The sequence below is a fragment of the Lacrimispora indolis DSM 755 genome, from assembly GCF_000526995.1.
GTDB lineage: Bacteria > Bacillota > Clostridia > Lachnospirales > Lachnospiraceae > Lacrimispora > Lacrimispora indolis.
Genome location: NZ_AZUI01000001.1, coordinates 5,625,168 through 5,650,688, shown reverse-complemented (window position 1 = coordinate 5,650,688; position 25,521 = coordinate 5,625,168). Strand labels below are relative to the sequence as shown.

General features: G+C 46.3%; 23 protein-coding genes and 1 other annotated feature. Of the genes, 15 read left to right on the top strand and 8 right to left on the bottom strand.

The features are described 5' to 3' along the window. Window position 1 precedes the first annotated feature (1 nt). The 4 genes from K401_RS0127395 to K401_RS0127380 are packed head-to-tail and all read left to right on the top strand — an operon-like array spanning window position 2 to window position 2,817. Window positions 2-616 (top strand): RnfABCDGE type electron transport complex subunit G, encoded by a 615-nt coding sequence (locus K401_RS0127395; protein ID WP_024295942.1) that lies wholly within the window; start codon window positions 2-4, stop codon window positions 614-616. Between the two features lie 11 nt (window positions 617-627). Further along, the gene (gene rsxE / locus K401_RS0127390; RefSeq protein ID WP_024295941.1) at window positions 628-1,422 is read left to right on the top strand and encodes an electron transport complex subunit RsxE; all 795 of its coding nucleotides are present in this window, start codon (window positions 628-630) and stop codon (window positions 1,420-1,422) included. Window positions 1,423-1,434: 12 nt separating this feature from the next. After that, a complete protein-coding gene (gene rsxA / locus K401_RS0127385; protein WP_024295940.1) occupies window positions 1,435-2,013 on the top strand; it encodes an electron transport complex subunit RsxA in 579 nt (192 codons plus the stop codon). Window positions 2,014-2,028: 15 nt separating this feature from the next. After that, window positions 2,029-2,817: an RnfABCDGE type electron transport complex subunit B gene (locus tag K401_RS0127380; RefSeq protein WP_024295939.1), complete on the top strand. Its 789-nt coding sequence runs from the start codon at window positions 2,029-2,031 to the stop codon at window positions 2,815-2,817. 212 nt (window positions 2,818-3,029) lie between these two features. Here K401_RS0127380 and uxaC read toward each other — a convergent pair whose 3' ends face one another. Next, entirely contained in the window at window positions 3,030-4,433 is a 1,404-nt protein-coding gene (gene uxaC, locus K401_RS0127370) for a glucuronate isomerase (RefSeq protein WP_024295938.1), read from the bottom strand. A gap of 29 nt (window positions 4,434-4,462) precedes the next feature. Further along, the gene (locus K401_RS0127365; protein ID WP_024295937.1) at window positions 4,463-5,464 is read right to left on the bottom strand and encodes a LacI family DNA-binding transcriptional regulator; all 1,002 of its coding nucleotides are present in this window, start codon (window positions 5,462-5,464) and stop codon (window positions 4,463-4,465) included. 215 nt (window positions 5,465-5,679) lie between these two features. Between K401_RS0127365 and K401_RS0127360 the strand changes: the two genes are divergently transcribed. From K401_RS0127360 to K401_RS0127345, 4 genes are all read left to right on the top strand, one after another. Next, window positions 5,680-6,441: an IclR family transcriptional regulator gene (locus tag K401_RS0127360; RefSeq protein WP_024295936.1), complete on the top strand. Its 762-nt coding sequence runs from the start codon at window positions 5,680-5,682 to the stop codon at window positions 6,439-6,441. A gap of 110 nt (window positions 6,442-6,551) precedes the next feature. Then, window positions 6,552-7,199, top strand: coding sequence for a bifunctional 2-keto-4-hydroxyglutarate aldolase/2-keto-3-deoxy-6-phosphogluconate aldolase (locus tag K401_RS0127355; RefSeq protein ID WP_024295935.1), 648 nt, complete (start codon window positions 6,552-6,554; stop codon window positions 7,197-7,199). A gap of 97 nt (window positions 7,200-7,296) precedes the next feature. Beyond that, window positions 7,297-8,328 carry a sugar kinase gene (locus K401_RS0127350; protein WP_024295934.1) on the top strand — a complete coding sequence of 344 codons (1,032 nt, stop codon included), beginning with the start codon at window positions 7,297-7,299 and terminating at the stop codon, window positions 8,326-8,328. 99 nt (window positions 8,329-8,427) lie between these two features. Next, window positions 8,428-9,453 carry a sugar kinase gene (locus K401_RS0127345; protein ID WP_024295933.1) on the top strand — a complete coding sequence of 342 codons (1,026 nt, stop codon included), beginning with the start codon at window positions 8,428-8,430 and terminating at the stop codon, window positions 9,451-9,453. 76 nt (window positions 9,454-9,529) lie between these two features. Here K401_RS0127345 and K401_RS0127340 read toward each other — a convergent pair whose 3' ends face one another. From K401_RS0127340 to K401_RS0127330, 3 genes are read right to left on the bottom strand one after another with little or no spacing between them, the layout of a single operon-like run. After that, window positions 9,530-10,303 carry an ABC transporter ATP-binding protein gene (locus K401_RS0127340; RefSeq protein WP_024295932.1) on the bottom strand — a complete coding sequence of 258 codons (774 nt, stop codon included), beginning with the start codon at window positions 10,301-10,303 and terminating at the stop codon, window positions 9,530-9,532. Next, window positions 10,296-11,180 (bottom strand): ABC transporter permease, encoded by an 885-nt coding sequence (locus K401_RS0127335; RefSeq protein WP_024295931.1) that lies wholly within the window; start codon window positions 11,178-11,180, stop codon window positions 10,296-10,298. The genes K401_RS0127340 and K401_RS0127335 overlap by 8 nt, the downstream gene beginning before the upstream one ends. Window positions 11,181-11,198: 18 nt before the next feature. Further along, window positions 11,199-12,293, bottom strand: coding sequence for an ABC transporter substrate-binding protein (locus K401_RS0127330; protein ID WP_024295930.1), 1,095 nt, complete (start codon window positions 12,291-12,293; stop codon window positions 11,199-11,201). Window positions 12,294-12,390: 97 nt separating this feature from the next. Further along, window positions 12,391-12,634, bottom strand: a binding site (T-box leader). A gap of 316 nt (window positions 12,635-12,950) precedes the next feature. On the opposite strand from K401_RS0127330, the gene K401_RS0127325 reads away from it, so the two are divergent. Further along, window positions 12,951-13,463 carry a cysteine hydrolase family protein gene (locus K401_RS0127325; protein ID WP_024295929.1) on the top strand — a complete coding sequence of 171 codons (513 nt, stop codon included), beginning with the start codon at window positions 12,951-12,953 and terminating at the stop codon, window positions 13,461-13,463. Between the two features lie 221 nt (window positions 13,464-13,684). Here the strand turns inward: K401_RS0127325 and aroA are convergent, their stop codons facing one another. The 3 genes from aroA to aroF are packed head-to-tail and all read right to left on the bottom strand — an operon-like array spanning window position 13,685 to window position 17,087. Beyond that, window positions 13,685-14,962 (bottom strand): 3-phosphoshikimate 1-carboxyvinyltransferase, encoded by a 1,278-nt coding sequence (gene aroA / locus K401_RS0127320; RefSeq protein ID WP_024295928.1) that lies wholly within the window; start codon window positions 14,960-14,962, stop codon window positions 13,685-13,687. Window positions 14,963-14,976: 14 nt separating this feature from the next. After that, window positions 14,977-16,074, bottom strand: a complete 1,098-nt coding sequence (locus K401_RS0127315) for a prephenate dehydrogenase (protein ID WP_024295927.1) — start codon at window positions 16,072-16,074, stop codon at window positions 14,977-14,979. Beyond that, complete coding sequence (gene aroF / locus K401_RS0127310; RefSeq protein WP_024295926.1) at window positions 16,071-17,087, bottom strand: 3-deoxy-7-phosphoheptulonate synthase; 1,017 nt, start codon at window positions 17,085-17,087, stop codon at window positions 16,071-16,073. The genes K401_RS0127315 and aroF overlap by 4 nt, the downstream gene beginning before the upstream one ends. 523 nt (window positions 17,088-17,610) lie before the next feature. On the opposite strand from aroF, the gene K401_RS0127300 reads away from it, so the two are divergent. The 6 genes from K401_RS0127300 to K401_RS0127275 all read left to right on the top strand — a co-directional run bounded on the left by K401_RS0127300 (window position 17,611) and on the right by K401_RS0127275 (window position 25,520). Further along, window positions 17,611-18,597 (top strand): reverse transcriptase family protein, encoded by a 987-nt coding sequence (locus K401_RS0127300; protein WP_024295924.1) that lies wholly within the window; start codon window positions 17,611-17,613, stop codon window positions 18,595-18,597. After that, complete coding sequence (locus tag K401_RS0127295; protein ID WP_024295923.1) at window positions 18,597-20,186, top strand: response regulator; 1,590 nt, start codon at window positions 18,597-18,599, stop codon at window positions 20,184-20,186. The genes K401_RS0127300 and K401_RS0127295 overlap by 1 nt, the downstream gene beginning before the upstream one ends. A gap of 15 nt (window positions 20,187-20,201) precedes the next feature. Further along, window positions 20,202-22,016 carry a sensor histidine kinase gene (locus tag K401_RS0127290; RefSeq protein WP_024295922.1) on the top strand — a complete coding sequence of 605 codons (1,815 nt, stop codon included), beginning with the start codon at window positions 20,202-20,204 and terminating at the stop codon, window positions 22,014-22,016. A 190-nt stretch (window positions 22,017-22,206) separates the two neighbouring features. Then, window positions 22,207-23,649, top strand: coding sequence for an ABC transporter substrate-binding protein (locus K401_RS0127285; protein WP_024295921.1), 1,443 nt, complete (start codon window positions 22,207-22,209; stop codon window positions 23,647-23,649). 73 nt (window positions 23,650-23,722) lie between these two features. After that, entirely contained in the window at window positions 23,723-24,643 is a 921-nt protein-coding gene (locus tag K401_RS0127280; RefSeq protein ID WP_024295920.1) for a carbohydrate ABC transporter permease, read from the top strand. Between the two features lie 10 nt (window positions 24,644-24,653). Beyond that, window positions 24,654-25,520 carry a carbohydrate ABC transporter permease gene (locus tag K401_RS0127275; protein WP_024295919.1) on the top strand — a complete coding sequence of 289 codons (867 nt, stop codon included), beginning with the start codon at window positions 24,654-24,656 and terminating at the stop codon, window positions 25,518-25,520. Window position 25,521: the final 1 nt, after the last annotated feature.

Here is a 25,521-nt window from a genome sequence, read left to right as displayed (position 1 = left end):
GATGAAAAACGGCGGATTTATGAAAGATGCAGTGATTTTATTTTTAATCACCCTGATTTCCGGCTTTTTGCTGGGCGGCGCTTATCAGATCACAAAGGAACCTATTGCAAAGGCAACGGAGGCCGCGAATCAGGCGGCGTATAAAAAGGTATTTCCGGAAGCAGCTGATTTTATATCGGATGATGAAATGAAGGCAGCCGTGGAAGTCTGTAACGCAGAACTGCTTTCCCAGAACTTTGGAAAGGCAGCCGTGGACAATGCTCTTCGGGCAGTGGACGGAAGCGGGACCGTTATGGGATATGTAATTACTTCCCATTCTGATGACAGCTACAGCGGTGTGGTGCAGATCTCCGTGGGCATTAAAGAAGACGGAGCCATTAACGGCATTGAGTTTCTGGCCATCAGCGATACTCCGGGACTGGGCTTAAAGGCCAAGGAACCGGCGTTTAAGGATCAGTATGCAGGAAAGAATCAGGAATCTCTTACCGTAACAAAATCCGGCAATGCCGGTGACGGCGAGATCAATGCCATCAGTGGAGCTACCATTACATCAAGCGCAGTAACCAATGCAGTCAATGCCGCATTGTATTACGTGCATCACAGTATTGACCGGTAGGAGGTGGGAAGATGAACAACAAATGTGTAGAACGTTTATTTAACGGTATTGTAAAAGAGAACCCGACCTTCATCCTGATGCTTGGCATGTGTCCGACTCTGGCTGTTACCACGTCAGCGGTGAACGGGGTGGGCATGGGGCTTTCCACGACCGTGGTGCTTTTATTTTCCAATATGCTTATTTCTGCCCTTCGTAAGATTATCCCGGACCGGGTGAGGATTCCGGCTTATATCGTTGTCGTTGCGACCCTGGTTACGATCGTGCAGCTTCTTTTAGAGGCCTATGTACCAAGTCTGTATTCTGCCCTTGGTATTTATATCCCTCTGATCGTGGTAAACTGTATTATTTTAGGCCGGGCAGAGTCCTATGCTTCCAAGAACGGCGTGATGGAATCCACCTTTGACGGAATCGGTATGGGGCTTGGCTTTACCGTTGCCCTTACCTGCATCGGCCTTGTCCGTGAGCTCTTAGGCTCCGGCGCAATATTCGGATATACCATCATTCCGGAAGATTTCCATATTTCCATTTTTGTCCTGGCTCCAGGCGCGTTCTTTGTGCTGTCTATTTTAACAGCCCTTCAGAACAAGTTTAAAGCGCCTTCCGCAACCAACGGTTCTTCTTCTAATTCTGAATTAGCCTGCGGCGGCAACTGTGCTGCTTGCACCGGTTCCTCCTGCATGTCCAATCATGAGGTTCTTCAGGCCAGAAAGAAGCAGATGGAAGAGGAGGCCCTGGCAGCAAAGAAGGCACAGGCAGCAAAAAAGGAAGCAGAAGCAAAAGCGGCGGCTTCCAGGAAAGATGAATAGGAGGATGGGTAGATGAAAGAATTGTTATTGATTGCCATTGGCTCCGCATTGGTCAACAACGTAGTGCTCAGCCAGTTTCTCGGCCTTTGTCCATTCCTTGGTGTTTCCAAAAATGTGAAGACCTCTGCCGGTATGGGCGCAGCCGTTATTTTCGTAATTACCATTGCAGCATTTGCTACCAGCGTGATTTATAAGGGAATCCTGGTAGGACTTCATCTGGAGTTTTTACAGACCATCGTGTTCATCCTGGTCATTGCGGCTCTGGTGCAGTTTGTAGAAATGTTTTTAAAGAAATCAATGCCTGCTCTTTATGAGGCGCTGGGAGTGTATCTTCCTTTGATCACCACCAACTGTGCAGTTTTGGGCGTGGCCTTAACCAACGTGCAGAAGGGATATAACATTCTGGAAAGTGTTGTCAACGGTGTGGGTATTTCCGTAGGCTTTACCATTGCCATTGTTATGCTGGCGGGTGTCCGTGAGAGAATCGAATACAATGACGTTCCCCATTCTTTTAAGGGGTCCCCAATTGTCCTGATTACCTCCGGCCTGATGGCAATCGCATTTTTCGGATTTTCCGGATTAATCAAATAAGGAGGAGACGAAAGAATGGTAACAGGTATCATATTAGCGGCAGCTATTGTGGGCGTCATCGGTATTTTGATCGGTGTGTTCTTAGGGATTGCCAGCGAAAAGTTTAAAGTAGAAGTAGATGAAAAAGAGATTCTTGTCCGTAATGAGCTTCCGGGAAACAACTGCGGCGGCTGCGGATATGCAGGCTGTGACGCTCTGGCCAAGGCCATTGCCGCAGGTCAGGCAGATGTTGCTGCCTGTCCTGTGGGCGGTGCAGCGGTAGCAGAAAGGATCGGCAGGATCATGGGAATTGAGGCCGGTTCTTTGGATAAGAAGGTCGCCTTTGTAAAATGCAAGGGAACCTGTGATAAGACAAAGGTCCAGTACAATTATTACGGAATTGACGACTGCCGGATGATCTCGGTGGTGCCTGGTTCCGGAGAAAAAGCCTGTGTCTATGGCTGCATGGGATACGGCTCCTGTGTGAAGGCCTGTGAGTTTGACGCCATACATGTGGTTAATGGTGTGGCAGTGGTGGATAAGGAGAAGTGCGTAGCCTGCGGCAAATGTGTTTCTGCCTGTCCAAGCAAGCTGATCGACCTGGTTCCCTATAAGGCAAAGCATCTGGTTCAATGTAATTCCCATGACAGGGGCAAAGACGTGAAGGCAAAATGTGAGGTAGGCTGTATCGCTTGTACGCTGTGTACAAAGCAATGTGAGTTCGACGCCATTCACATGGATAATAATGTTGCAATCATCGATTATGAGAAATGTACCAACTGCGGAAAATGCGCGGCAAAATGTCCTGTAAAGGTGATTCAGTAAAATAAAAAGGAGTTCGGTCTTTTAAAAAGGACCGGCTCCTTTTTTGCTTGAGGTATTACTTAATGCCGTCAGCTGGGCTGAGTTTATTGCTCCATGAAGCGGCATAAAGATGCGCATGGAAAAGGCTTTAAGCCCCTTTCCATGCGCATTATTTATTTTGAGCCATACAATTACATAGATTGGAATCATGACTTCATATCTGCAGTTTTTAATTAAATTTCAAAATTGAAATACCTTACAGCATTGTTAAAGGAAATTCCCTCAATGATTTCTTTCAGGGCTTCCTGGTCATCCGGATATTCTCCGTTTTCCACCCAGCCGCCGATCAGCTCGCAGAGGATCCTGCGGAAGTATTCGTGTCTTGTATAAGATAAGAAGCTTCTGGAATCGGTAAGCATTCCGATGAAGTTACCAAGGCTTCCCAAGTTTGCCAGAGAGGTCATCTGCTCGGTCATGCCGGCCTTATGATCATTGAACCACCATGCGGAGCCCTGCTGGATCTTCCCGGGGAATTTGCTCTGGAAACAGCCCAGGATGGTTCCTATGGAGGCGTTGTCATTGGGGTTTAAGGAGTAAATGATAGTCTTGGGTATCTCATCGGTTGCGCTCAGTGCATTTAAGAAATCAGCCATCTGTGCGGAAGGAGCGTAGTTGTTGATGCAGTCAAAACCAGTGTCAGGACCTATCTGTTCAAACATCATGGCATTATTGTCACGCTTGCAGCCATAATGAAGCTGCATCACCCAGCCCATGCGGTTGTATTCTTTTGCAGCGAACAGCATGAAAGCAGTCTTGTATTTTAATTCATCTTCCCTTGAAATGGCCTTGCCGCCAAGTCCTTTTGCAAAGATCTCATCAAGCTCCGCTTCATCGGCAGGAGCGTACATAACGTATTCAAGAGCATGGTCGGATACGTTGCAGCCCTGACTTGCGAAGAATTCCATACGGTTCTTTAAGGCAGCCTTTAAGGAAGCGAAATCCTTGATTTCCACGCCGCTTGCAGCGGATAATTTTGCCATATAGGCGGCAAAATCTGGTTTTTCGATGTTCATAGCCTTATCAGGCCTCCAGGCAGGAAGCACTTTTACTTCAAAGGAAGGATCCTCAGCGATTTTTTTGTGCCATTCCAGCGTATCTGCAGGATCGTCGGTGGTGCAGATCAGTTTGACATTGGACTGTTTGATGATATTTCGCACGCTCATGGAATCCTCATGAAGCTTTTCGTTGCATAAATTCCATACCTCTTCCGCGGTATTACCATTTAAATGGCCGGTATAACCGAAATATCTCTGAAGCTCTAAGTGGCTCCAGTGATAAAGAGGATTGCCGATCAGCTTTGGCAGGATTTCTGCCCACTTCTGGAATTTCTCGCGGTCAGAAGCATCTCCGGTAATATATCTTTCATCCACGCCGCAGGAGCGCATCTGGCGCCATTTATAATGGTCGCCTCCCAGCCATACCTGGGTGATGGTATCAAATTTGCGGTCTTCATAGATCTCCTGGGGATTGATATGGCAGTGGTAGTCTATGATGGGCATGTTCTCCCCATAGGTGTGATAAAGTGCCTTGGCTGAATCGGTAGACAGTAAAAAGTCTTTGTCCATAAACTGTTTCATGTTAGAGAGTCCTCCTTGAATATATGAAATTAAAAATTAGTAGTACCTCGTTTTACCAGCTCAGGGGTAATGGTAGTTTTCGTAGGGACGTTACCCACTTCCAGTACCTTCATGAGAGTGTTCACGGTGGTGGTGCAGAGCGCTTCCACCTTATTGTCGACGGAAGTGATCTCAGGGGTGGTGCACTTAGACAGGATGGAGTTGTTGTATCCGATGATGCTTAAATCCTGAGGCACCTTAAGTCCAGCCTTGTCTGCATACTTTACAGCTCCAACAGCCAGAATATCCTCAGAAGCCAGAACCGCATCAAAATGGACTCCGGAGCGGGAAAGCGTGTCCAGCCGGTCCATGGCAGCATCCAGATCTTTGTGGCAGAGCACCATAAGCTCTTCCCGTATGAGAAAACCGGCATCTCTTACAGCAGCCCGGTAACCGGAAATCTTGTGCAGATTACTGAAGGAATTTCCGGAATAAAGGTAAAGCACCGAGGATCGGCCGGAGTGGTAAAGCCGTAAAGTGGCATCATAGACCGCGGCGTGGTCGTCACAAACCGTGCTGTAGATCTGTTCACCGTCAAGACTTCCGTTGACCAGCATAATGGGAAGGTCCTTTGCCGCCTCTATTAGATAGGCATTGTCCTTTGCTTTTGCCTCTATATAATGGGAACCGGTCAGGATAATGGCATCCACCCGCTTGGAACGCAAAAGTTCCAGGTATTTCTTTTTGGTTTCAGGAAGATAGCCGGTGCAGCAGAGGAGGGAATCATAACCATTGCCCCGCAGCTCCTTTTCCAGATAATAGATAGCTTCCGCCAGCCACGGATCAGAAGAATCAGCGCACATGATCCCAATGGTTTTCATCGTATTTAATCCCAGACTTCTGGCAAATACATTGGGAGTATAGCCCAGTTCTTCCATGACGTCCAGAACCCGTTTCCTGGTCTTTTCACTGACATTGGGATTCCCGTTGATGACACGGGAGACAGTGGCAATGGATACGTGAGCATGTTCGGAAACATCGTAGATATTCAAAAACATCACCTCCGTAATTGTAAGTATTTACATACTCAGTTTATTATACATAATTCTGATAGATATTACAATCCCTGATTTGTGGTTTTCAAAAAATATCAAAAGAAATCCCGGTTATTTTGTAAACACTTACAAATGTTTCGCATATACGAAATTCATCTTGCTTTTTTTTGGTTTTCAGGAGTATACTAGGACATAGAAATGGAGGCAAAACCATGAAACTGAACAGAACGACACAAAGAACTGTGGAGATCTTAAAGCTGATCTCCAGAACGCCCCAGGGGGCTACCTTAGATGATCTCTGCGAAAAACTGGACTTACCCAAGACCAGCGCCTACGATATCGTGACGACCCTTGCTGAAATGGGTATGGTGAATGTGACCAGAGGGCAGAAGCAGAATTATACCATAGGTCTGATGGCCTACCGCATTGGCGTTAACTATACGAACAATCTGGACTTTATCGGAATCATTGAGCCGGTGCTGAAAGCATTTTCAAAGGAAGTGGGAAAAACGGTCTTTTTTGGAATTCCGTCGGATCATCATGTGGTATACATATGTAAGTTCGAACCGGAGAATCCTATTATTACCACAGCTACCGTTGGTTCGAAAAATCCTATGTACTGCACCTCCCTTGGAAAGGTGATCCTGGCCTACAGCGGGGAGGAAGCCAGGGAGCAGATGATCAACCGGCTGAAATTTACTCAGTTCACAGAGCGGACCATCAGAAACAGAGGACAGCTCCTTGAAGAACTGAAGAAGGTGAGGGAGAGAGGCTATGCCTTTGATGCAAGAGAAATGGAGGAGCATATGCAGTGTGTGGGAGCGCCGGTTTTTGACCGGGATGGCAATGTGCTGGGAGCCATCAGCATCTCCAGTCTTTATAAGCCTTCGGAAGATTATGAGGCTTTGGGAATGCTGGTTTCCCAAAAGGGCATGGAGGTTTCCCGTTTGTTAGGATTTCTTGGAAAAATATAAGGAATACCTGTTGACAAAATGGCCGGAAACGATTAATATTTCAGGTATAGGAATCGTAAATATGAAGTTGATTCGTATATGCGAAAATAAAGAAGGAGAGAAGAAGGATGATGAAAAAGGAACAGGTTTTATCAAGGATGAAAAAAGACTGTCTGGTAGCTGTTGTTCGTGCAAAGAATTTTGAGCAGGGCGAAAAGGTAGTTGACGCCATCATTGCAGGCGGCATCAATTTCATTGAAATCACAATGACCATGGATGAAGGAAATCCAATTGAATTCATCGCAAAAATGTCTGAAAAATATAGCAAAAATGCAGATGTAGTAATTGGAGCAGGAACAGTTCTTGATCCGGAAACAGCAAGAGCTGCGATCCTTGCAGGAGCCAATTATGTGGTAAGCCCCGGCTTAAACGTTGAGACGATCAAGCTTTGCAACCGTTACAGAGTGCCTATGCTGCCGGGAGTTATGACACCTACCGAAGCAATCACCGCTTTAGAGTGCGGCTGTGACGTGATCAAGATCTTCCCAGGCAACATCATGGGACCGGAAGCAATCAGCTCCTTTAAAGGACCCCTTCCCCAGGGAGAGTTCATGCCCTCCGGCGGCGTTGACGTTGACAACGTGGATAAGTGGATCAAGGCCGGAGCCTATGCCGTTGGTACAGGAAGCAGCTTAACAAAAGGCGCTAAGACCGGAGATTTTGCGGCAGTCACAGCAAAGGCAAAGGAATTCGTCGAGGCAGTAGCCGCAGCAAGGTAAATGGCGGCGAAGCCGGCAGAGAGGGCCCCCTGGGGCGCGCAGATAAGCTAAAGCTGATAATAAAAATAATAACAGAATTTTAGGGAGAGAATAGAAAATGGCAAAACTTGTGACCATGGGCGAGATCATGTTAAGATTATCTACCCCAAATAATGAGAAATTTATCCAGGCAGATGAGTTTGATGTAAACTATGGCGGCGGTGAGGCTAACGTAGCCGTTTCCCTGGCAAACTATGGACATGACGTTCAGTTCGTAACTGCAGTTCCGGGGAACCCCATCGGTGAGTGTGCAGTGGCTGCTTTAAGAAAATACAACGTAGGAACAAAGCACATTTCAAGAAGCGGAGAAAGACTTGGAATCTATTATTTAGAGACAGGCTCCGCCATGAGAGCATCTGCAGTGGTATATGACAGGGCACATTCCTCCATTGCAACGGCAACTGCGGCAAATTTCGATTTTGACGAGATCTTTAAGGATGCAGACTGGTTCCATTTTACAGGAATCACACCCGCTGTAAGCGATGAAGCGGCAGAACTGACTGAGGCAGCTTTAAAGGCAGCCAAGGCTCACGGCGTAACCGTTTCCGTTGATTTGAACTTCCGTAAGAAATTATGGTCTTCCGAGAAGGCTCAGAGAGTTATGACAAACCTGATGCAGTACGTTGACGTGTGCATCGGCAACGAAGAGGATGCAGAAAAGGTTCTTGGCTTTAAGCCGGGCAATACCGACGTAACTTCCGGTGAACTGGAATTACAGGGCTATGTGGACATCTTCAATCAGATGATCGATAAGTTTAACTTCAAATACGTGATCAGTTCCTTACGTGAAAGCTACTCAGCTTCCGATAACGGCTGGTCAGCATGCATCATGGATGGCCAGACCCGTGAATTCTACCACTCCAGGAAATACCGCGTTACCCCTATCGTTGACCGTGTGGGCGGCGGCGATTCCTTTGCAGCAGGCGTGATCTGCGGCCTGGTTGACGGCAAGGACTATAAGGGCGCTTTGGAATTTGCTGTTGCTGCATCTGCATTAAAGCACACCATTCCCGGAGACTTCAACCTGGTAACCAGAGAGGACGTGGAAACTCTGGCAGGCGGCGACGGTTCAGGACGTGTTCAGAGATAATTTATATAAAGGAAATTTTCACTGAGAAAATTATGCCAAAGAGATGGGGAGTCATTGGGCAATGACTCCCCTTTTAAAAATTATGGAGGAAAGTTCAAGATGAGTGACAGACCTTTTGATTTACTGAGCCTGGGAGAACTGCTGTTACGCCTGTCTCCGGAAGGTGTGGAACGGCTTGTCCGGGGAGATTCCTTTCAAAAGCAGGTGGGCGGCGCGGAATTAAACGTTGCCGTAGGCGCGGCTCTTTTAGGGCTTCATACCGGCGTGGTTACCCAGCTTCCGTTTAATGATATAGGAAATTTTGTGAAGAATAAAGTCCGTTCCTATGGAATCAGTGACGACTATTTTGTTTATGACAGCAGCTCTAATGCAAGGCTGGGGCTTTATTATTATGAATACGGGGCATATCCTAGAAAACCCAAGGTCATTTACGACAGAAAGAACAGCTCCTTTGTTCAGATCAGCACCTCATCCTTCCCGGAGGAAATGTATCAGGCAGCCACCTGCTTTCACACCACAGGCATTACCCTGGCCCTGTGTGAGAATACCAGGAAAACCGCTGTTGATATGATTAAGAAATTCAAACAGTCAGGAACCATCATTTCCTTTGATGTGAATTTCCGGGGCAATCTCTGGACAGGAGAGGAAGCCAGAGATTGTATTGAGCAGATTCTTCCCTATGTGGATATTTTCTTCTGCTCCGAAGAGACGGCCAGGCTGACCTTTAAGAAAACAGGGAACGTTAAAGAGATGATGAAGAGCTTTACGGAAGAATACCCTATTTCCGTTGTGGCCTCCACCCAGAGAATCGTTCACAGTCCCAAGAGCCATACCTTTGGATCTGTGATTTATGATGCTTCCACAAAGGAATATTATGAGGAAGAGCCTTACCATAACATTGATGTTGTGGACAGGATCGGAAGCGGAGACGCATATATTGCAGGCGCCCTTTATGGACTTTTAAGCAGCGGAGGCGACTGCATGAAGGCAGTGCAGTACGGCAATGCAACGGCTGCCTTGAAAAATACCATACCCGGGGACCTTCCCACCTCTGATTTAAGTGAGGTTAATACTGTTATTAAAGACCATAATGACAAAGGGCCACAGAGTGAGATGAGCAGATAACCTTCAAAGAGACCTTGACACCAACAAAAATCCAGCCAGGAATGACTGACCGGACTTTTGTTGTTCAAAACAGGTTTTAATTTCCGCATTCAATGCTGATCTCATTAAACTTCTCTAAAATGTGCTCCACATCCACATTGGACTTTTCTTCCCCTGCTTTATCAATGATGGCATTTCCCTGATGCATCATTATCAGGCGGTTTCCGTATTCCACCGCATAGCGGAGGTTGTGAGTGACCATAACGGTGGTCAGATGCTTTTCTTTTACAATCTTATCCGTCAGTTCCATAATGATCTCAGCGGTTTTTGGATCCAAGGCAGCTGTGTGCTCATCTAAGATCAGGAATTCGATGGGAGTCATGGTTGACATGAGAAGGGCCATGGCCTGCCTCTGGCCGCCGGAAAGAACGCCTACCTTTACATGAAGCTTATCCTCTAAGCCAAGGCCAAGGAAACGGAGCTGCTCCCTGTAATAGGAGATCCGCTGCTTGTTGGTTCCGGGAAGAAGGTTAAATGGCTTTCCCTTGGTATCAGCCAGGGCCATATTTTCCAGGATAGTCATGTTGGGGCACGTGCCCATTGCCGGGTTCTGGTAAACTCTTCCGATGCGGCGCTGGCGTTTAAACTCCGGCATACCGGTAATATCAACGCCGCCCACCAGAATGGAGCCGCTGTCCAAGGGAATGCTTCCGCAGATGATGTTTAGCAGGGAAGTCTTTCCGGAGCCATTGCTCCCCACCACTGATACGAACTGCTGATCTTTAATGGTGAGGTTAAAGTCCTGGAACAGGCACATCTCATTGACTGTTCCCTGGTTATAATATTTATTGATGTTTTGAAGTTCAAGCATGATGTTTCACCTTCTTTTCCCTGCCGTTGCTGAACACCAGAATGACCAGGAACAGCACAGACGTGATCAGCTTTAAATCCGATGCTTCCATTCCCAGATAAATGGCCAAAGACACGCAGGCCTTGTAAATGATGGAGCCGATAATGACCGCTGTTGTGGATTTTACAAATCCCGCCCGCTTAAACAGCTTTGTGCCGATGATCACATTGGCAAGGCCGATCACAATGGTACCGGTGCCCATACTGATTTCAAAAAATCCTTTTTGCTGGCAGTATACGGAGCCGGCCAGGGCAGCCAGGCCATTTGCGATGGCAAGGCCGATGACCTTTACCATGCCTTTATCCTTGGCCAGAGAGGTGACAAGTGTTTCATTGTCACCCACGGCCCTTAGTAAATACCCGGAGCGGGTCTTTAAATACTGGTCAAGTAAAAGCTTAACGATTACCACAATGAAAGCCAGTATAAGCACAACGCTGACAGCTGCAAGCTTTTCGGAAAACAGACCATTTACAAAGCTGTTTTCAAAAATAGAATCATTGTTAAAAAAAGGAACATTGGATTTTCCGGCCACCCTTAGGTTTACTGAATAAAGGGCAGTCATGACAATAATACCTGACAGAAGATCACGTACCTTTAACTTTACATGGATGAATCCGGTAATGCACCCGGCCAGAGCGCCCACGGCAAAAGCGATAAAAAGCGTTGCCACCGGGTTGATTCCGGCCAGGATCAGGGTAACGGTGATAGCGCCTCCCAATGGGAAGGTTCCATCCACGGACAGATCCGGAAAATCCAGAATTTTATAGGTGATGTAAACGCCCAGCGCCATAATGGCATAGACCAGGCCTTCTTCCAAAACGCCAAGTATGATTGACATGGTTTATCTTCCTTTCAGTTATTGTGTGATGTCTGTAAAAATTTCAGCCGCGGAGCCTGTGAGCTCTTCCGGAAGGGTGATCCCTAAATTCCCGGCTACCTTTGAGTTTCCGTAGAATGCGGCGTCCTTGATCACTTCAAAGTTAATTTCACTTGCCTTTGCTTCGCCCTTTAATACCTTTGCAGCCATCTTGCCGGTCTGCTTGCCTAAGTCCACATAATCCAGACCCATGGAAGCCAGGCAGCCGATTTTAACCTGCTCCACTTCACTGCCGAATACCGGAATGTTTTTCTTCCCTGCCTTATCAAGAATCAGCGGAAGAGAGCTTACTACCGTATTATCCGTTAAATTGTTTAAGCAGTCGACCTTTTCTAAAATGCTGTCGGTTGCCAGGGGAATGTCAGCAGTTGCGGTAACAGGGCCTTCTACAATTTCAAAGCCGTAGGCGGCTGCAGCGGCCTTGTATTCCTTGATCGCTGTTTCAGAGTTCACTTCACTGGTGCTGTAAAGGATGCCGATGGTTTTTGCATCGGGAAGAATCTTGCGGATCATTTCCAGCTGTTTTTCCACTGGAAGCTTGTCGCTGGTTCCTGTGATTTCTCCTGCCGGAGTTCCGTCCTCTTTTGCTAAAGCAGCTGCTATTGGATCCGTAACTGCCGTAAAAATAACAGGGACATCAGCTTTTTTTGCTCCGCTGTAGGCGGCCTGGGCCATTGGGGTTGCGATGGCGCAGATTAAATCCGCTTTTTTGGAAAGGAAGTTGTTTACGATCTGGCTTGCGGTGCCTCCGTCAGCCTGTGCATTTTCATACATAACCGTTAAATTCTTTCCTTCTTCGATCCCTTCTTCCGCAAGACCCTGTAAAAAGCCTTCCCGGCAGTTATCTAAGGAACCGTGCTCGGCAAACTGTCCGATACCGATGGTATAGGCTGCGCCGTCTTCGGAGTTTTCACTCTCAGAGGACGCCGCAGAGCTTCCTGCATCTGCACTGGAAGAAGCCTGGGAGGTGGAATTGTTATCAGAAGTATTTTCTGGGGCCGCCTTGGAAGAACAGCCGGAGAGTGCAGCAGCAGCTAAAGCTGCCAGTAACAGAGTCTTGATTGATTTTTTCATAATATTTCCTCCTTAAAATTGTTCCCGTTGACAGGACGAGAAAGTGAGCCGGATGGCTTGATTAAACAAAAAAAGTCCCAAGTACGTTAAAAAACGTACTTGAGACGAATCATACAATCCGCGGTGCCACTCAAATTGACTTTATAAAAGCCCACTTTTCATATACTAGCATATATGCCACGAGAAATAACGGTTGTGGTCTCCGTCAGCCCCTACTGGTACAAGGATTCAGGGCCGCCCTCAAAAGTCCATTCAGCTATCAGCTTTATACCGCACTCACACCAACGGCGGCTCTCTGAAATATTGCAGGAAAGCTTACTCTTCTTTTTCAACGGTTTATTATTATTTCATTTAATCAGTATATTAATACGTCTGTATGGATTTGTCAACTGTTAATTTGAAAAAGGCAGGCAATTGCCTGTCTTTCCCAAATGGGCTGTTGTACGTCCCGTCCGCCTTTTTTACCTTATCAGGCAGCGAAGCGGAGGCTCCGCCCGATGGTACGGAATGAGCTGTGACCTTTGGTCATTGGGAATATCCGATTGACCATGACCTCAGATGGTTGCTGTTAATAATCCAAAAAGCGATAAAAAATATATGCTTACAGGCAAAAAATGTGATAAACTATAAACAACATTTATTATCGGAGGTTTGTCCATGAAAAAGTTATTGATCGTAGTAGATATGCAGAAGGATTTTATTGACGGCTCCCTGGGAACTTTGGAAGCGGTGTCTATTGTCCCAAAAGTAAAAAGAAAAATAGAGGAATACCAGGCAGCAGGAGATGAGGTGGTCTTCACCCTGGATACCCATGAAGAGAATTATTTAAATTCCCAGGAGGGGAAAAATCTTCCCGTGGTTCACTGTATCAGGGAAACTTCTGGTTGGGAACTGGATGATTTTCTAAAGGAGTTCCAGGGAAAACGATTTGAAAAAAACACCTTTGGCAGCGCAGAGCTTGGAGAGTATGTGAAAGAAAGAGAGTATGAGTCCATTGAGCTGGTGGGTTTATGTACGGATATCTGCGTGATTTCCAATGCTCTGTTAGTCAAGGCCTTTCTTCCGGAAACTCCGGTGCAGGTGGATTCAGCCTGTTGTGCAGGCGTCACCGTAAAGAGCCATGAAAATGCACTGGAAGCCATGAAGATGTGCCAGATCCAGGTTTTATAAAAACTTTTATCCATATTATCAGAACAAGAAAGAATCCCGCAAGCGGGATTCTCCGCCTGCGGCGGGTTGCCCCAGCGACATCCAACCCTGCCGCCGCAGTGCGATCCACCCGGAGGGTTTTTATCGTATAGGACGAACTTTCCTATACGATAAAAAGATGCCGGGCTGAACTTATGTTCTCCCGGCATCTTTTCCAGTCATAAAATGGTGACTGATCCATTTCATCTCATCAATCTCTCCAGGTCCTGATAGAACTCCGGATATGAAATATTCACACATTCAGCGCCTAAAATCTCCGTTTCCCCTTCTGCGCACAGTCCGGTCACCGCAAAGGTCATAGCGATCCTGTGATCCAGTTTGCTGTCTATGACAGCGCCGTGAAGAGGTTTTCCGCCTCTGATGATCATGCCATCCTCAGTTTCCGAAACATCAGCGCCCATGGCAGATAAATTCTTCACCATGACCTCAATGCGGTTGGATTCCTTTACCTTTAATTCTGCCGCATCCTTAATAATGGTTTCCCCTTCTGCAAGGCAGGCCATGGCAGCGATCATGGGAAGCTCGTCGATCAAAGTGGGAATGATGGCACCGCCTATGGTAACGCCATGGAGAGAGCCGGATTTTACCAGGATATCCGCGGTAGGTTCCCCGGAATCCGTATTCCCATCCAAAAGGGTGATATCAGCACCCATATCCCGGCATACGTGAAGGATCCCGTCACGTGTAGGATTGATGCCTACGTTCTTGATCAGTATTTCCGAGCCTGGAATCATCAGGCCTGCAGCAATAAAATAAGCAGCAGAAGAGATATCTCCCGGCACAACGATTTTATTGCCGTAAAGCTCTTTGGCAGGAGCGATACAGGCAGTGGTACCTTCTGTTTTCACGTTGGCTCCAAAGTGTTTCAGCATGATTTCAGAGTGATTTCTGGATACATAGGGTTCCGTCACTTTTGTCTCACCCTCTGCATACAGTCCGGCTAAAAGAATACAGGATTTTATCTGGGCGGAGGCCACAGGACTGGAATAATGGATGCCATGAAGCTTTTTGCCGGTTATGGAAAGGGGAGCGCAGCCGTTTTCTTTTACACTCTTTATATCAGCACCCATCATGGACAATGGCTCCATAATTCGCTTCATGGGACGTTTCTGAATGGATTCATCTCCGGTTATGGTTACGTCAAAATCCTGGGCAGCCAAAAGGCCGGAGATCAGGCGGGTGGTGGTTCCGCTGTTCCCGCAGTCTAAGATGGTTTCCGGCCGTTTTAGTCCCCGGAGTCCGTTTCCGTGGACAATGACGGTGTTATGGTTGTTTTCAATCTGAATTCCCATTTGCCTGAAACAGCTGATAGTGGAAAGGCAGTCAGCTCCTTGAAGAAAGTGGCTGATTTCCGTGGTTCCCTTTGCAATGGAACCAAACATCACGCTGCGGTGAGAGATGGATTTGTCACCCGGTATGGTTATTTCGCCCTTTAAAGGGGAGGCTTTCATGAATTTCATAAGGATCCTCTCTTTTAATTTGAAATTAAATCGTAGTGGTACCGTTCCAGCTGTTTCCATGCGTTGTCCATGGTCTCTTTGTCATAGAAAGCAATCCTTAAAGTGCCTTCTCCATGCTCCCGGTTGTGGTTGATGCCAATGTTCTTAATGCTGATGCCTTTTGCAGCCAGGATGACGGATAAGGTGGAGATAGCACCCACTTCGTCAGCCATATCCACTGTAAAGGAATAATCCGGAGCAATGGATCCGGGAACCTTTTCTGAAAAGGAATTGCGGTAATCCCTGGAGGTTTCAAAAAGCTGGTAAATAAATTGGCTGTCATTTTCCTTAAGCTCCTTTAAAATCTTGCTTAAAGAGGAGATATAGCGTTCCAGAATCACGGAAAGATTCCCGCTGTTTGTCATGCAGATCTGCTCCCACATTTCCGGTGAGGATGAGGCGATTCTTGTAATGTCCTTAAAACCTCCGGCAGCAAGCCGCTTCATAATCCCTTCTTGATTGTCGGAAGACTTTACAAGGTTTACCAGGCTGGAAGCTATGATATGGGGAAGATGGCTGATTGCGGCGGTAATAAAGTCGTGTTCGTGATAATCAAGGACAAGGGGAATGGAGCCGATCATGCCCGCGATCCGCACCAGACGGTTTACCTGTTCTTCTGTGGAAGCAGCGGTGGGGGTGATAATATAATAAGCATTTTCAAGCAAATGGTCGGTGGAGTTTTCGTATCCGGTCTTTTCCGAACCGGCCATTGGGTGACCTCCCACAAACTGGCTTTCCATACCAAGGCGGTTTACCTCTTCATGGATATCCGTCTTGGTGCTGCCTACATCGGTGATAATGGCTCCCGGCTTTAAGAAGGGCTGGATTTCCGACAAATACTTTGCATTGTACTCCACAGGAGTGCAGAGAAAGATGAGATCGCATTCCCGAAGCTCTTCTCCGATTCCATCCAGGATGACATCTACGATTCCGTCTTCTTTTGCATGCAAAAGCCTGGACCGGGTACGCATGTAGGCCATGATCGTTGTATTGGGTTCTTCACGCTTGATCCCTCTTGCAATGGAGCCGCCGATGAGACCAAGCCCGATAAAGGCAATGGAGGCATCACTCATGAAGTTGTCCTCCCCGCAAGCCTGGCGTAAGGCTGTAATTCTTCCGTCAGCTTTTCAAACTGTTCAAAGGTCAGGGACTGAGGGCCGTCGGACAGAGCGCAGGAGGGACAAGGATGAACCTCCACGATCAGTCCGTCGGCGCCCACTGCTATGGCAGCTTTTGAGATGGGCTCAATATACGCCCGCACTCCGGTGGCATGGCTTGGATCGACGATGATAGGAAGGTGGCTCTTTGTGCGGATAACCGGTACGGCGCTGATATCCAGGGTGTTTCTGGTAGCAGTTTCGTATGTACGGATGCCGCGTTCACAAAGCACGATATTGGGATTTCCTTCAGAAGCAATGTATTCCGCCGCGTTCAGCCATTCATCAATGGTGGCGGAAAGTCCTCTCTTTAACAGAACGGGAATTCCTGCTTTTCCGGCTTCTTTTAAAAGCTCGAAATTCTGCATGTTCCGCGCGCCGATCTGGATCATGTCCACATATTTTACGGCTGTTTCAAGGGACCGCAGGCTTGTGACTTCGCATACAATATTAAGCCCGGTGGCTTCCCTGGCTTCTTTCATGTATTTAAGCCCTTCTTCCTCCAGGCCCTGGAATGCGTAAGGAGAGGTCCTGGGCTTATAGGCTCCGCCGCGCAGGAACTGTGCCCCGGCCTTTTTTACGGCAAAAGCTGTTTTCAGGAGCATATCGTGATTTTCAATGGCACAGGGACCGGCCATCATGGTGAGGTATCCTGGGCCGATCTTTGCGTTTCCAATGGTTATGACAGAATCTTCCGGATGGAATTTTTTATTCACCAGCTTGTAGGTTTCGGTCACAGCGACGATCTTGTCTACGCCTTCCAGCAGTTCGATGTTTGCGCCCTGAAGCTTTGTTTTATCGCCTACAACGCCTACAATGGTCACTTCCGTCCCTTTTGATAAATGGGCCTGAAGTCCGTTTGATTCGATTAAGTCTTTTATTTTACCGACAGCTTCCTCGGAAGCGTTAGGTTTCATGATGATGATCATATGTTTCTTTCCCTTTCTTTTGCAAATATTTAATCCCCATTGTAATCCATTGGAGGAGACTTGTCAACGCTTTTACACGTTAAACTTTGACACTTTAAAGTAAATTACTGCCGCGGAAGGACTTAAGACCATACTTTGCCAGCAAAACAGTGGAATATTTGAAGTCATTGTGATAGAATAATTAGTATAACAGCAGAAGCAATAGTATTTCCGCGAGAAATGGGCCAAAGGAATATGATGTATATACGTTTGGCCCATGCCGCGGCAGCTGAGAAAAACCTGCATAGCGTGTTTTTCTCAGCTGCCGGCAGAATAAATCTCCGGCCGGGCAGCGAGTCGCTGCCGGGATTTTCATGGTATGGAAAAAGGCCGTAATCTGCTGCGAAGTACTTCCGCACATTGCATGTGCTTCCGCCTGCGGCTTGTACGTCTTCGCATCTTACGGCATCAAATTTGTATTGCTTCTGTTGTTTTTTCGTAAATAAAGGAAGAATTTTAAAATATTACTGGTATGGAGGAGCCGATGTATCAGACAGATTTGTGGAAATACTGCACACCGGATTACTGCAGAGACATGCTGCTATCTTTCCGGCTTCTGGGGAATACCAGATGGCCGGACCAGAAGGTAATGGCATGTCTTTATGCGTTCAGCAACCACGCGGAACGCCATTATGGTATTGTATTGATACCAAAAAAGAACGGAAAATCCAGGAAGCTTCTGGTTCCGGATTACATGCTCATGAAAATACAGAGGAATATCCTGCACCACATTCTGGACGGATATTCTGTTTCCGGCTGTGCCACAGCCTATCACAAGGGTGCAGGAGTGGTGTCCAATGCCGCAGTTCATAGGGGAAAGAACGTGGTGGTAAAGCTGGATATAAAAGATTTTTTCGGAAGTATTTCATTTCCAATGGTATTAAGCAGTGCGTTTCCCGTCCAATATTTCCCTACGTCAGTAGGGACCATGCTGACTGCCTTATGCTGCTGCAACGATTTTCTGCCTCAGGGAGCGCCAACTTCGCCTGCGGTTTCCAATCTGGTTATGAAGCATTTTGATGAATCCATAAACAAATGGTGCGAAGGCAAGGGAATTTCCTATACCAGATACTGCGATGATATGACGTTTTCCGGTGATTTTAATCCGGGCCTGGTTATCAGGAAGGTTTCCGGCTTTTTAAATGCCATGGGGTTTGAACTGAATGAAACCAAGACCAGGATTTTGTACCGTAACGGGAGGCAGGCAGTTACGGGGATCGTGGTCAATGAAAAGCTTCAGGTTTCCCGGGATTACAGAAGGAAGCTGCGGCAGGAGATTTTTTACTGTCTGAAATACGGGGTAAAATCCCATATAGAGAAGTTGGGAAATGATGCACGGATCAGTGAGGATCAATATGTTCTTTCTCTTTTGGGAAAAATACGATATATCCTCCTGGTGAATCCTGAGGATCATTGGTTTCAGGAAGCGGAGGAGAAGGTTTTGGCTGTACTTGGGAGGAAGGCAGGATAATGGATGCAAATAAAAATATAACTCTGTTGATTGCAGACGATGAAGCGGCCATCCGCAACGGGCTTTCTACGGTCGTTCCCTGGGAGCAGTTCGGCATTACCATAGTGGGCACTGCAGAGGATGGCAGGGAGGCATATGATATCATAAAGTCCTGCAATCCGGACATTGTTATTACTGATATCCGCATGCCCGGCATGGATGGACTGCAGCTCATGGAACGGGTAAAACATGAAAAGCTGCAGACTAATTTCATTATATTAAGCGGTTATGGGGATTTTAAATATGCACAGAAGGCCATTCAGCTTGGTGCTAAGAATTATTTTCTAAAGCCCATTAAGATCGATGAGCTGGTGACGGAAATCAGGCAGCAAAAAGAAGAGATTCTCCAATCCAACCATATTCATTCTTATTCCGCCTATTTAAATGTTAAATCAGAGCCAAAGGAGAAATTTTTAAAAAGGCTGTTAAAGAACGAGTTTTATTCTTATGAAGAGATCCGGGATGAAATCCACCGGCTGGAGCTTAAATTAAATGACAGCCCCTTCCGGGTCATGGTTTTTTCCATTGAGGGAAAAGAGGACAGGGAACAGGAGGATGAATTCCAGCAGATCAATTATCTGATGGATATTGTGAGCGAAGAGCTTCAGGAAACCAGATATGAATTTCTTGTGTCAAGCTCCAGCGAGCTTTTGACGATTATCCATACCCTGCAGCCAAAGGCTGTGCCCGTGAATTACCGCTTCCTCGCGGCCCGGTGTTTAAAACGGGTAAACCGGGATTCCACCATGGATTTAACCGTGGGAATCGGTAAGGAAGGAGCTGCGCTTACGGATTGCTCCAATTCCTATAAGACCGCTCTCATGTGCCTGTCCTACAGCTTTTATGAGATAGAACAAAAGATCTTCGATGAAACCATCCTGTGTACCACTCCGCCTCCTGCAGCCGCTAATCAGATGGATTATAATAATCTGATATATTCTATCACAACGAATCAGACTGGGAAAATACGGGAATTCTGCCGGGAATATTTTTCTCAGCTTCTTTATGTGCCCATGCCGTCGCCCAATTATATCCGTGGGATGTGTATTTACTTAATAACGGACATTCAGAAGGCACTGGGAAACGGAAAGGAGTTTTCTCAGGCAGAGGCCGTTCTTCCCATTAATACCATACGGACCTTCGAAGAATTAAAAGCCTATATGGAGGATTTTCTCGTAGACTGTGCCGGAAAGCAGGGATCAGGAGGAAACGGTTCTAAGAACCAGATCATTCAGGCAGCGGAGTATTATATCAAATCCCATATGGGAGAAAAGATTCTGGCCAAAGACGTGGCAAGGCACGTAAACTTAAGTGATGTGTATTTTACCAGCTACTTTAAAATAAAGACTGGAGTTAATTTCAGGGATTATGTGATCCGGATTAAAATGGACTATGCCAAGGGCCTTATGGAGCGGAGGCCGGACATGCCGGTGGCGGAAGTGGCCGCTGCAATCGGCTACGACGATTACCGTTCCTTTTACAGGGTATTCAAACAGAACACTGGTGTCGCTCCTTCGGATTACACCAGAAACAGCGGAAAAGCGCCGTAATTTGGAAAGGCAGATATGATAAAACGGTTAAAAGAAACGGTTTTTAAATTTATTGGAGACAAAAAGATCGCATCCAAAATCCGGATTTGCATGTTCAGTATCGATATCATGCTTACTATTTTTATATGCATTTTTGCCCGGGGATATTTTAACAAGCTTTATTATGAAGAAGTGGAAATGCAGATGCAGGATACCATGAATGTTATTTCGGAATCCTTAAATAATATGTATGACACGCTCATTACCAATGTGAACAGCTTTGCCTCTACACCCGCCATACAAAGAGTGGTGATAAGCGGCCGGGAAGAGAGCAATTATCTAAACCCGGAAGGAGTCCAGGTTCAGCTCATCAACCTTTTAAGCAGCAACAGCATGATTGAGTCGGTGTTTATGGTCAATCGGGACGGAACCTGCCATACGGTATACGCTTACGGGGTAAGACCGGAGAAAAACCTTTCTGATTTCCTTGCTGATTACGGAACCATTGATGAAATCACCTGGCTTCCCAACTGCCAGAGTCCTTTTTTGCAGCAGCAGGACGTGATCCCTATTGTGATTCCCTTATCGACCCTGATTCCCGGTGATAACGTGGTGATTACCACAAAGGGGGAAGAAGTGGCCACCAGGCTGGTGGTCCTGTTAAATTTACAGAAGTTTCAAAGCAGGCTGTCCTTATCAAATGCCAATTACTTTGAACGCTCTTATTTTGTGGTAAATTCCATGGGGAATAACATCAGCCTTAAAAATCCCCTTTCCATGAGAATGGTGCTGGAAGACCAGGGTTTTATCAAAGGAGTAAGGGAAAACAACAAGGATACCCAGATCCGCCAGATTGCAGACCTGACGGATAATGTGGTTTATTCCCAGATGCTTCCCTTTTCGGATCTTCAGCTTATCAGCGTTCTTTCAAAAGAATCTTTAAACAGGAAGATCGCTGCCATGAATCAGTTCATTGTTCTCATGGGCGGTGCAGGCCTGATATTTTCTGTGGCATTTTCCGCTCTTTTGTCCAAATTCATTACTTCTCCCCTGGAACGGCTTATGGAGAGCATCCGGCAGATCCAGGAGAATCATTATGACGAGCCATATAAGACAAAATACAACGATGAAATCGGCCAGCTGAACACAGCGGTCAATTCCATGTACAGTACCATACAGTCTCAAATCAGCCAGATCAAGGAGGATGAGCATGAGAAATACCAGCTGGAGATCCAGGTCCTGGCAGAACAGATCAATCCCCATCTGCTCTACAATACTTTGGAAGGCATTAACCTTGAAGTTTTAAACAACCACACTCTGGTGGCATCTTCCATGATCAATAATCTTGGGACCTTTATGCGCATTGGTTTGAATTATGGGGATGAGCTCATCATGATCAGAAATGAAATCGCTCATGTGGAAGCTTACATCAATATCATGAATCACAGGACAAATAAGTCCATTTCCTTCCAGTCTTATGTAGAGGAGGGGCTTATGGAGTACCGGATTCTAAAATTGATTCTGCAGCCGCTGGTGGAAAACTCCATTAAGCATGGTTTCCGGGATGAAAAGTGGGGGGAAGCGGTGTGTATTCCTTCCATTGATGTGCGGTTTTACCGGAAAGAGGACTGGATTTTTATAGAAGTCATTGACAATGGCTGCGGTATTGATATTGATAAGGCCCATGAGTCCATTTACCGGGATGAACCTGCGGGCGGTCATCATATCGGGCTTCATAATGTTTATACAAGATTAAAAATCTATTACGGAGAAGCGGAGATGGACTTTCAGACCATTCCATATTTCAGGAACAGTGTGGTGATCCGCATTCCCGAAAATCAAGATGCTTAAAAGAGGTATCCCAAATGCCGTTCAATGGCTTACGGGATGCCTTCTTTCATTTTTTTCTGCCGTCTGCAGGGGTACAATGTTTAAAAGTGTTACATGAATCATGGAAAATGTCATGTCATATTAAAACGGAAATCGTTAGAATAATATCATCAAGGCAATACGTTATGAAACGTTGAGAAAGGAGTAGGTTATGAAAAAAAGAGCTTTAGGTTTCATGATAGCAGGAGTACTGGCTGCTGCATCACTGACCGGCTGTTCCGGTGGAGGAGGAACGGCTGAAACAACTGCGGCCCAGAATCAGGCAGGAGGAGCTGGAGAGACCAAGGAGGGTACAAAGGCTGCTTCAGCAGGAGAAACCGTGATTAAGGTATGGACCAATGACCGCCATGACTCTGAGTATGTGGATCAGAAGATCAGCGAGTTTAATGAGTCCAATGACAAGGGCATTAAGATTGAGATGACTGTGGTAACAGATGATTATGCAAATATGCTTTCCATGGCATATTCCTCCGGCACGGCGCCTGATATTGCAGGCATCAGTGCTGGTCAGAGCGGCTTTGACTTAAAGACCTTTGCAGATGCAAAAATCCTGGAGCCGATCAATGACAGAATTACAGATTCAGAATATGAGAAGGTGACCGAGGCCAGTAAGCTTCAATACGAAGGAATCAACATGATCAACGGCAATGTATACTGGATCCCCACCGGCATGAGAAGCGGCGTAAGAATGGAGTACAACAAGGATCTGGTGGAAGCAGCAGGAGTTACCGAGTTTCCAGATACCTTGGATGGCGTCATTGATCTGGCTAAAAAAGTAACGGACAACGGCGGCGGAAAGAACTACGGCATTGCTTTTACCTCAAGCGTTCCCTTCATCAGATGGATAGAAGGCACCTGTGAGACAAGCGGTATTTACCGTTATGATTATAAAAACGGTAAATTCAATTTTGACGGCTATAAGCCGGTGATCGAAAAGAGCAACCAGTTCTTTAAGGATAACAGCGTTCTTCCGGGATCCGTATCCCAGGGTGTAGACGCTATGAGAGCACAATTTGCAGAGGGGGCATTTGCTCTCTGGGGCAATGCGTCTCAGGAAGCAGGCGTGTTTACCGATCAGTTCCCTGTAACCAAATTTGACTGGGGAGTGTCTACGGTTCCCACTCTTGACGGAGAAGTAAAGGGTGCTTTGACCATTCAGCCTCAAAAGGGGTACATGATGCTTTCTTCTTCCAAGAACAAAGACGCTGCATGGGAAGTCATCAAGTTCTTTTCCAGTGAAGATTTCTTAAAGGGCTACTTAGAGGGCGGCTATTGCCTTCCCATCTCCGGCTATATGAGCGGAGTCATTGATTCTTCTAAGACCGGCAGACTGGCAGATTTTAAATTACAGGATTACGAAAGCGTATATCCGGCAGTACCGGCTGTTGCAATCCAGGGTGATGACTATGTGGCAACTCTTTGGAATGCTATTTTAGGCAATGTCAGCGCTGACGATGCCATTGCAGATTTAAACAAGAGATACAACGAAGCGCTTGACAATGATGTAAGCATGGGCAAGATTAAAAGACTTATTATTAAGGACTTTGACCCGATGCATCCAAATGCAGGAACCATTGAGTACTTAGACAAATAAGTGCAGAGAGCAGAGGGGCTGTTTTTAGAAAAACTAAAAGCAGCCCCTGTTTTAAAGAAAGGTGATACGGCTCATGAAAGAAAAATTAAGCTTTGCGGAACGAATGAAGCGGGCAGGCAGCAGGGGAGATTTTGCTTCCGTTTTGATGCTGCTTCCGGCAGTGTTTTTGCTGGTGGTGATATCCATCTATCCATTCTGCTGGCTTTTCCGATATATTTTCTATGATTACAACGGGTTTACCGCTTACTATATAGGATTTAAAAACTTTACAAGAATGTTTCAGGATGCCGTTTTCTGGCGCAGCGTCCTTCATACCTTTGAATATGCGGTGATGAAGCTGGTGATCATCATACCTTTATCCCTGCTTCTGGCTGTTTTACTTAATCAGAAGATCAAGGGAAGCGGAATCTTCCGGGGTATTTATTTCATGCCAACGGTCATAAGCTCCGCGGTTTACAGCCTGATATTCGGCTTTATCTTTGCCGTTTACAACGGGGTATTGAATGCTTATCTCCAGAAGCTTGGAATGATCCATTCTCCCATTGACTGGCTTGGAAGTGCGTCCATTGTTATGATTTCCATTATTATTGTGGCGGTATGGGGCGGCTTCGGTAACTATATGATTTTGTTCATGTCCGGCCTTTCCAGCATTTCAGAGGAAGTATACGAAAGCTGCAAGATGGATGGAGCAAATGGGGTACAGTCCTTCTTTTATATCACCCTGCCCATGCTCAGTCCTGTTTTAAAGGTCATTTTAATGCTGGCCATTACTACGGCACTAAAGGATTATGAATCCATCCTGGTACTTACCAATGGAGGACCAAACAGCAGGTCAGAGGTAATGTTTACCTATATATACAAGCTGATTTTCGGTTCACAGACAACGCCTCAGATCGGCTATGCCACCGTGCTCAGCATTATGGCAGCCCTTATCATCGGCGTGATTACGGCCATTTACATGTACCTTGCAAGAAAACTGGATGATGTGGTTTAAGGAGGCAGATATGGAAAAGACACATACCGTATATTCAAAAAAGACAAAAGCAATGCGAGGCCTTCTGTTCCTGCTTCTTCTGGTTGTTTCGTTCATCACCCTTTACCCGGTCATTTACATTGTTCTGGGATCATTTAAAGCGAATAACGAACTGCTTTTGGGAGGAACCGGCATCCTGCCCAAAACATTTATCTTTGACAACTACAAGCAGGCATGGGAAAAGGCCAATTTCGCGGTCTACACTGTGAACAGCCTGATCATAAGTCTTGGGGTCATGATATTGACCATTCTGACAACCACCATGGCCGGCTATGTGTTTGCAAGAAAAAAATTCAAGGGAAAAGAGTTGCTGTACAGCATTTTTGTGGCTTTTATGTTTGTCAACGTAGGAAGCGTAAGCTTAAGACCTCTGTTTGAGCTTGCCGTGAAGGTGAAAATGAACACTTCTCTTTTAAGCATCATCCTGATTTCCACTGGAATGGGGCAGGCAACTTATATTTTCCTGGTGAGGGGATTTATGAATACCATTTCCAGGGAGCTTGATGAAGCGGCGAAATTGGATGGCTGTACTTTTTTCCAGATTTATTATAAAATAATACTGCCCCTTTTAAAACCGGTCATCGCAACCATCGGGCTTCTTTCCTTCCGTACGGGTTGGAATGAATACATCATGCCCCTGGTATTCACCATGTCCAACGACAAGCTCCGTCCCCTGACCGTGGGTGTTGTCATGTTAAAGAACAGCGGAGACGGAACGGCTGCATGGAATCTGATGTTTGCAGGTTCCACGATATCAATCATACCGATTATAGTTATTTACATGTGCACCAGCCGCTACTTTATGAGCGGACTGACTGCCGGTGCGGTGAAGGGATAAG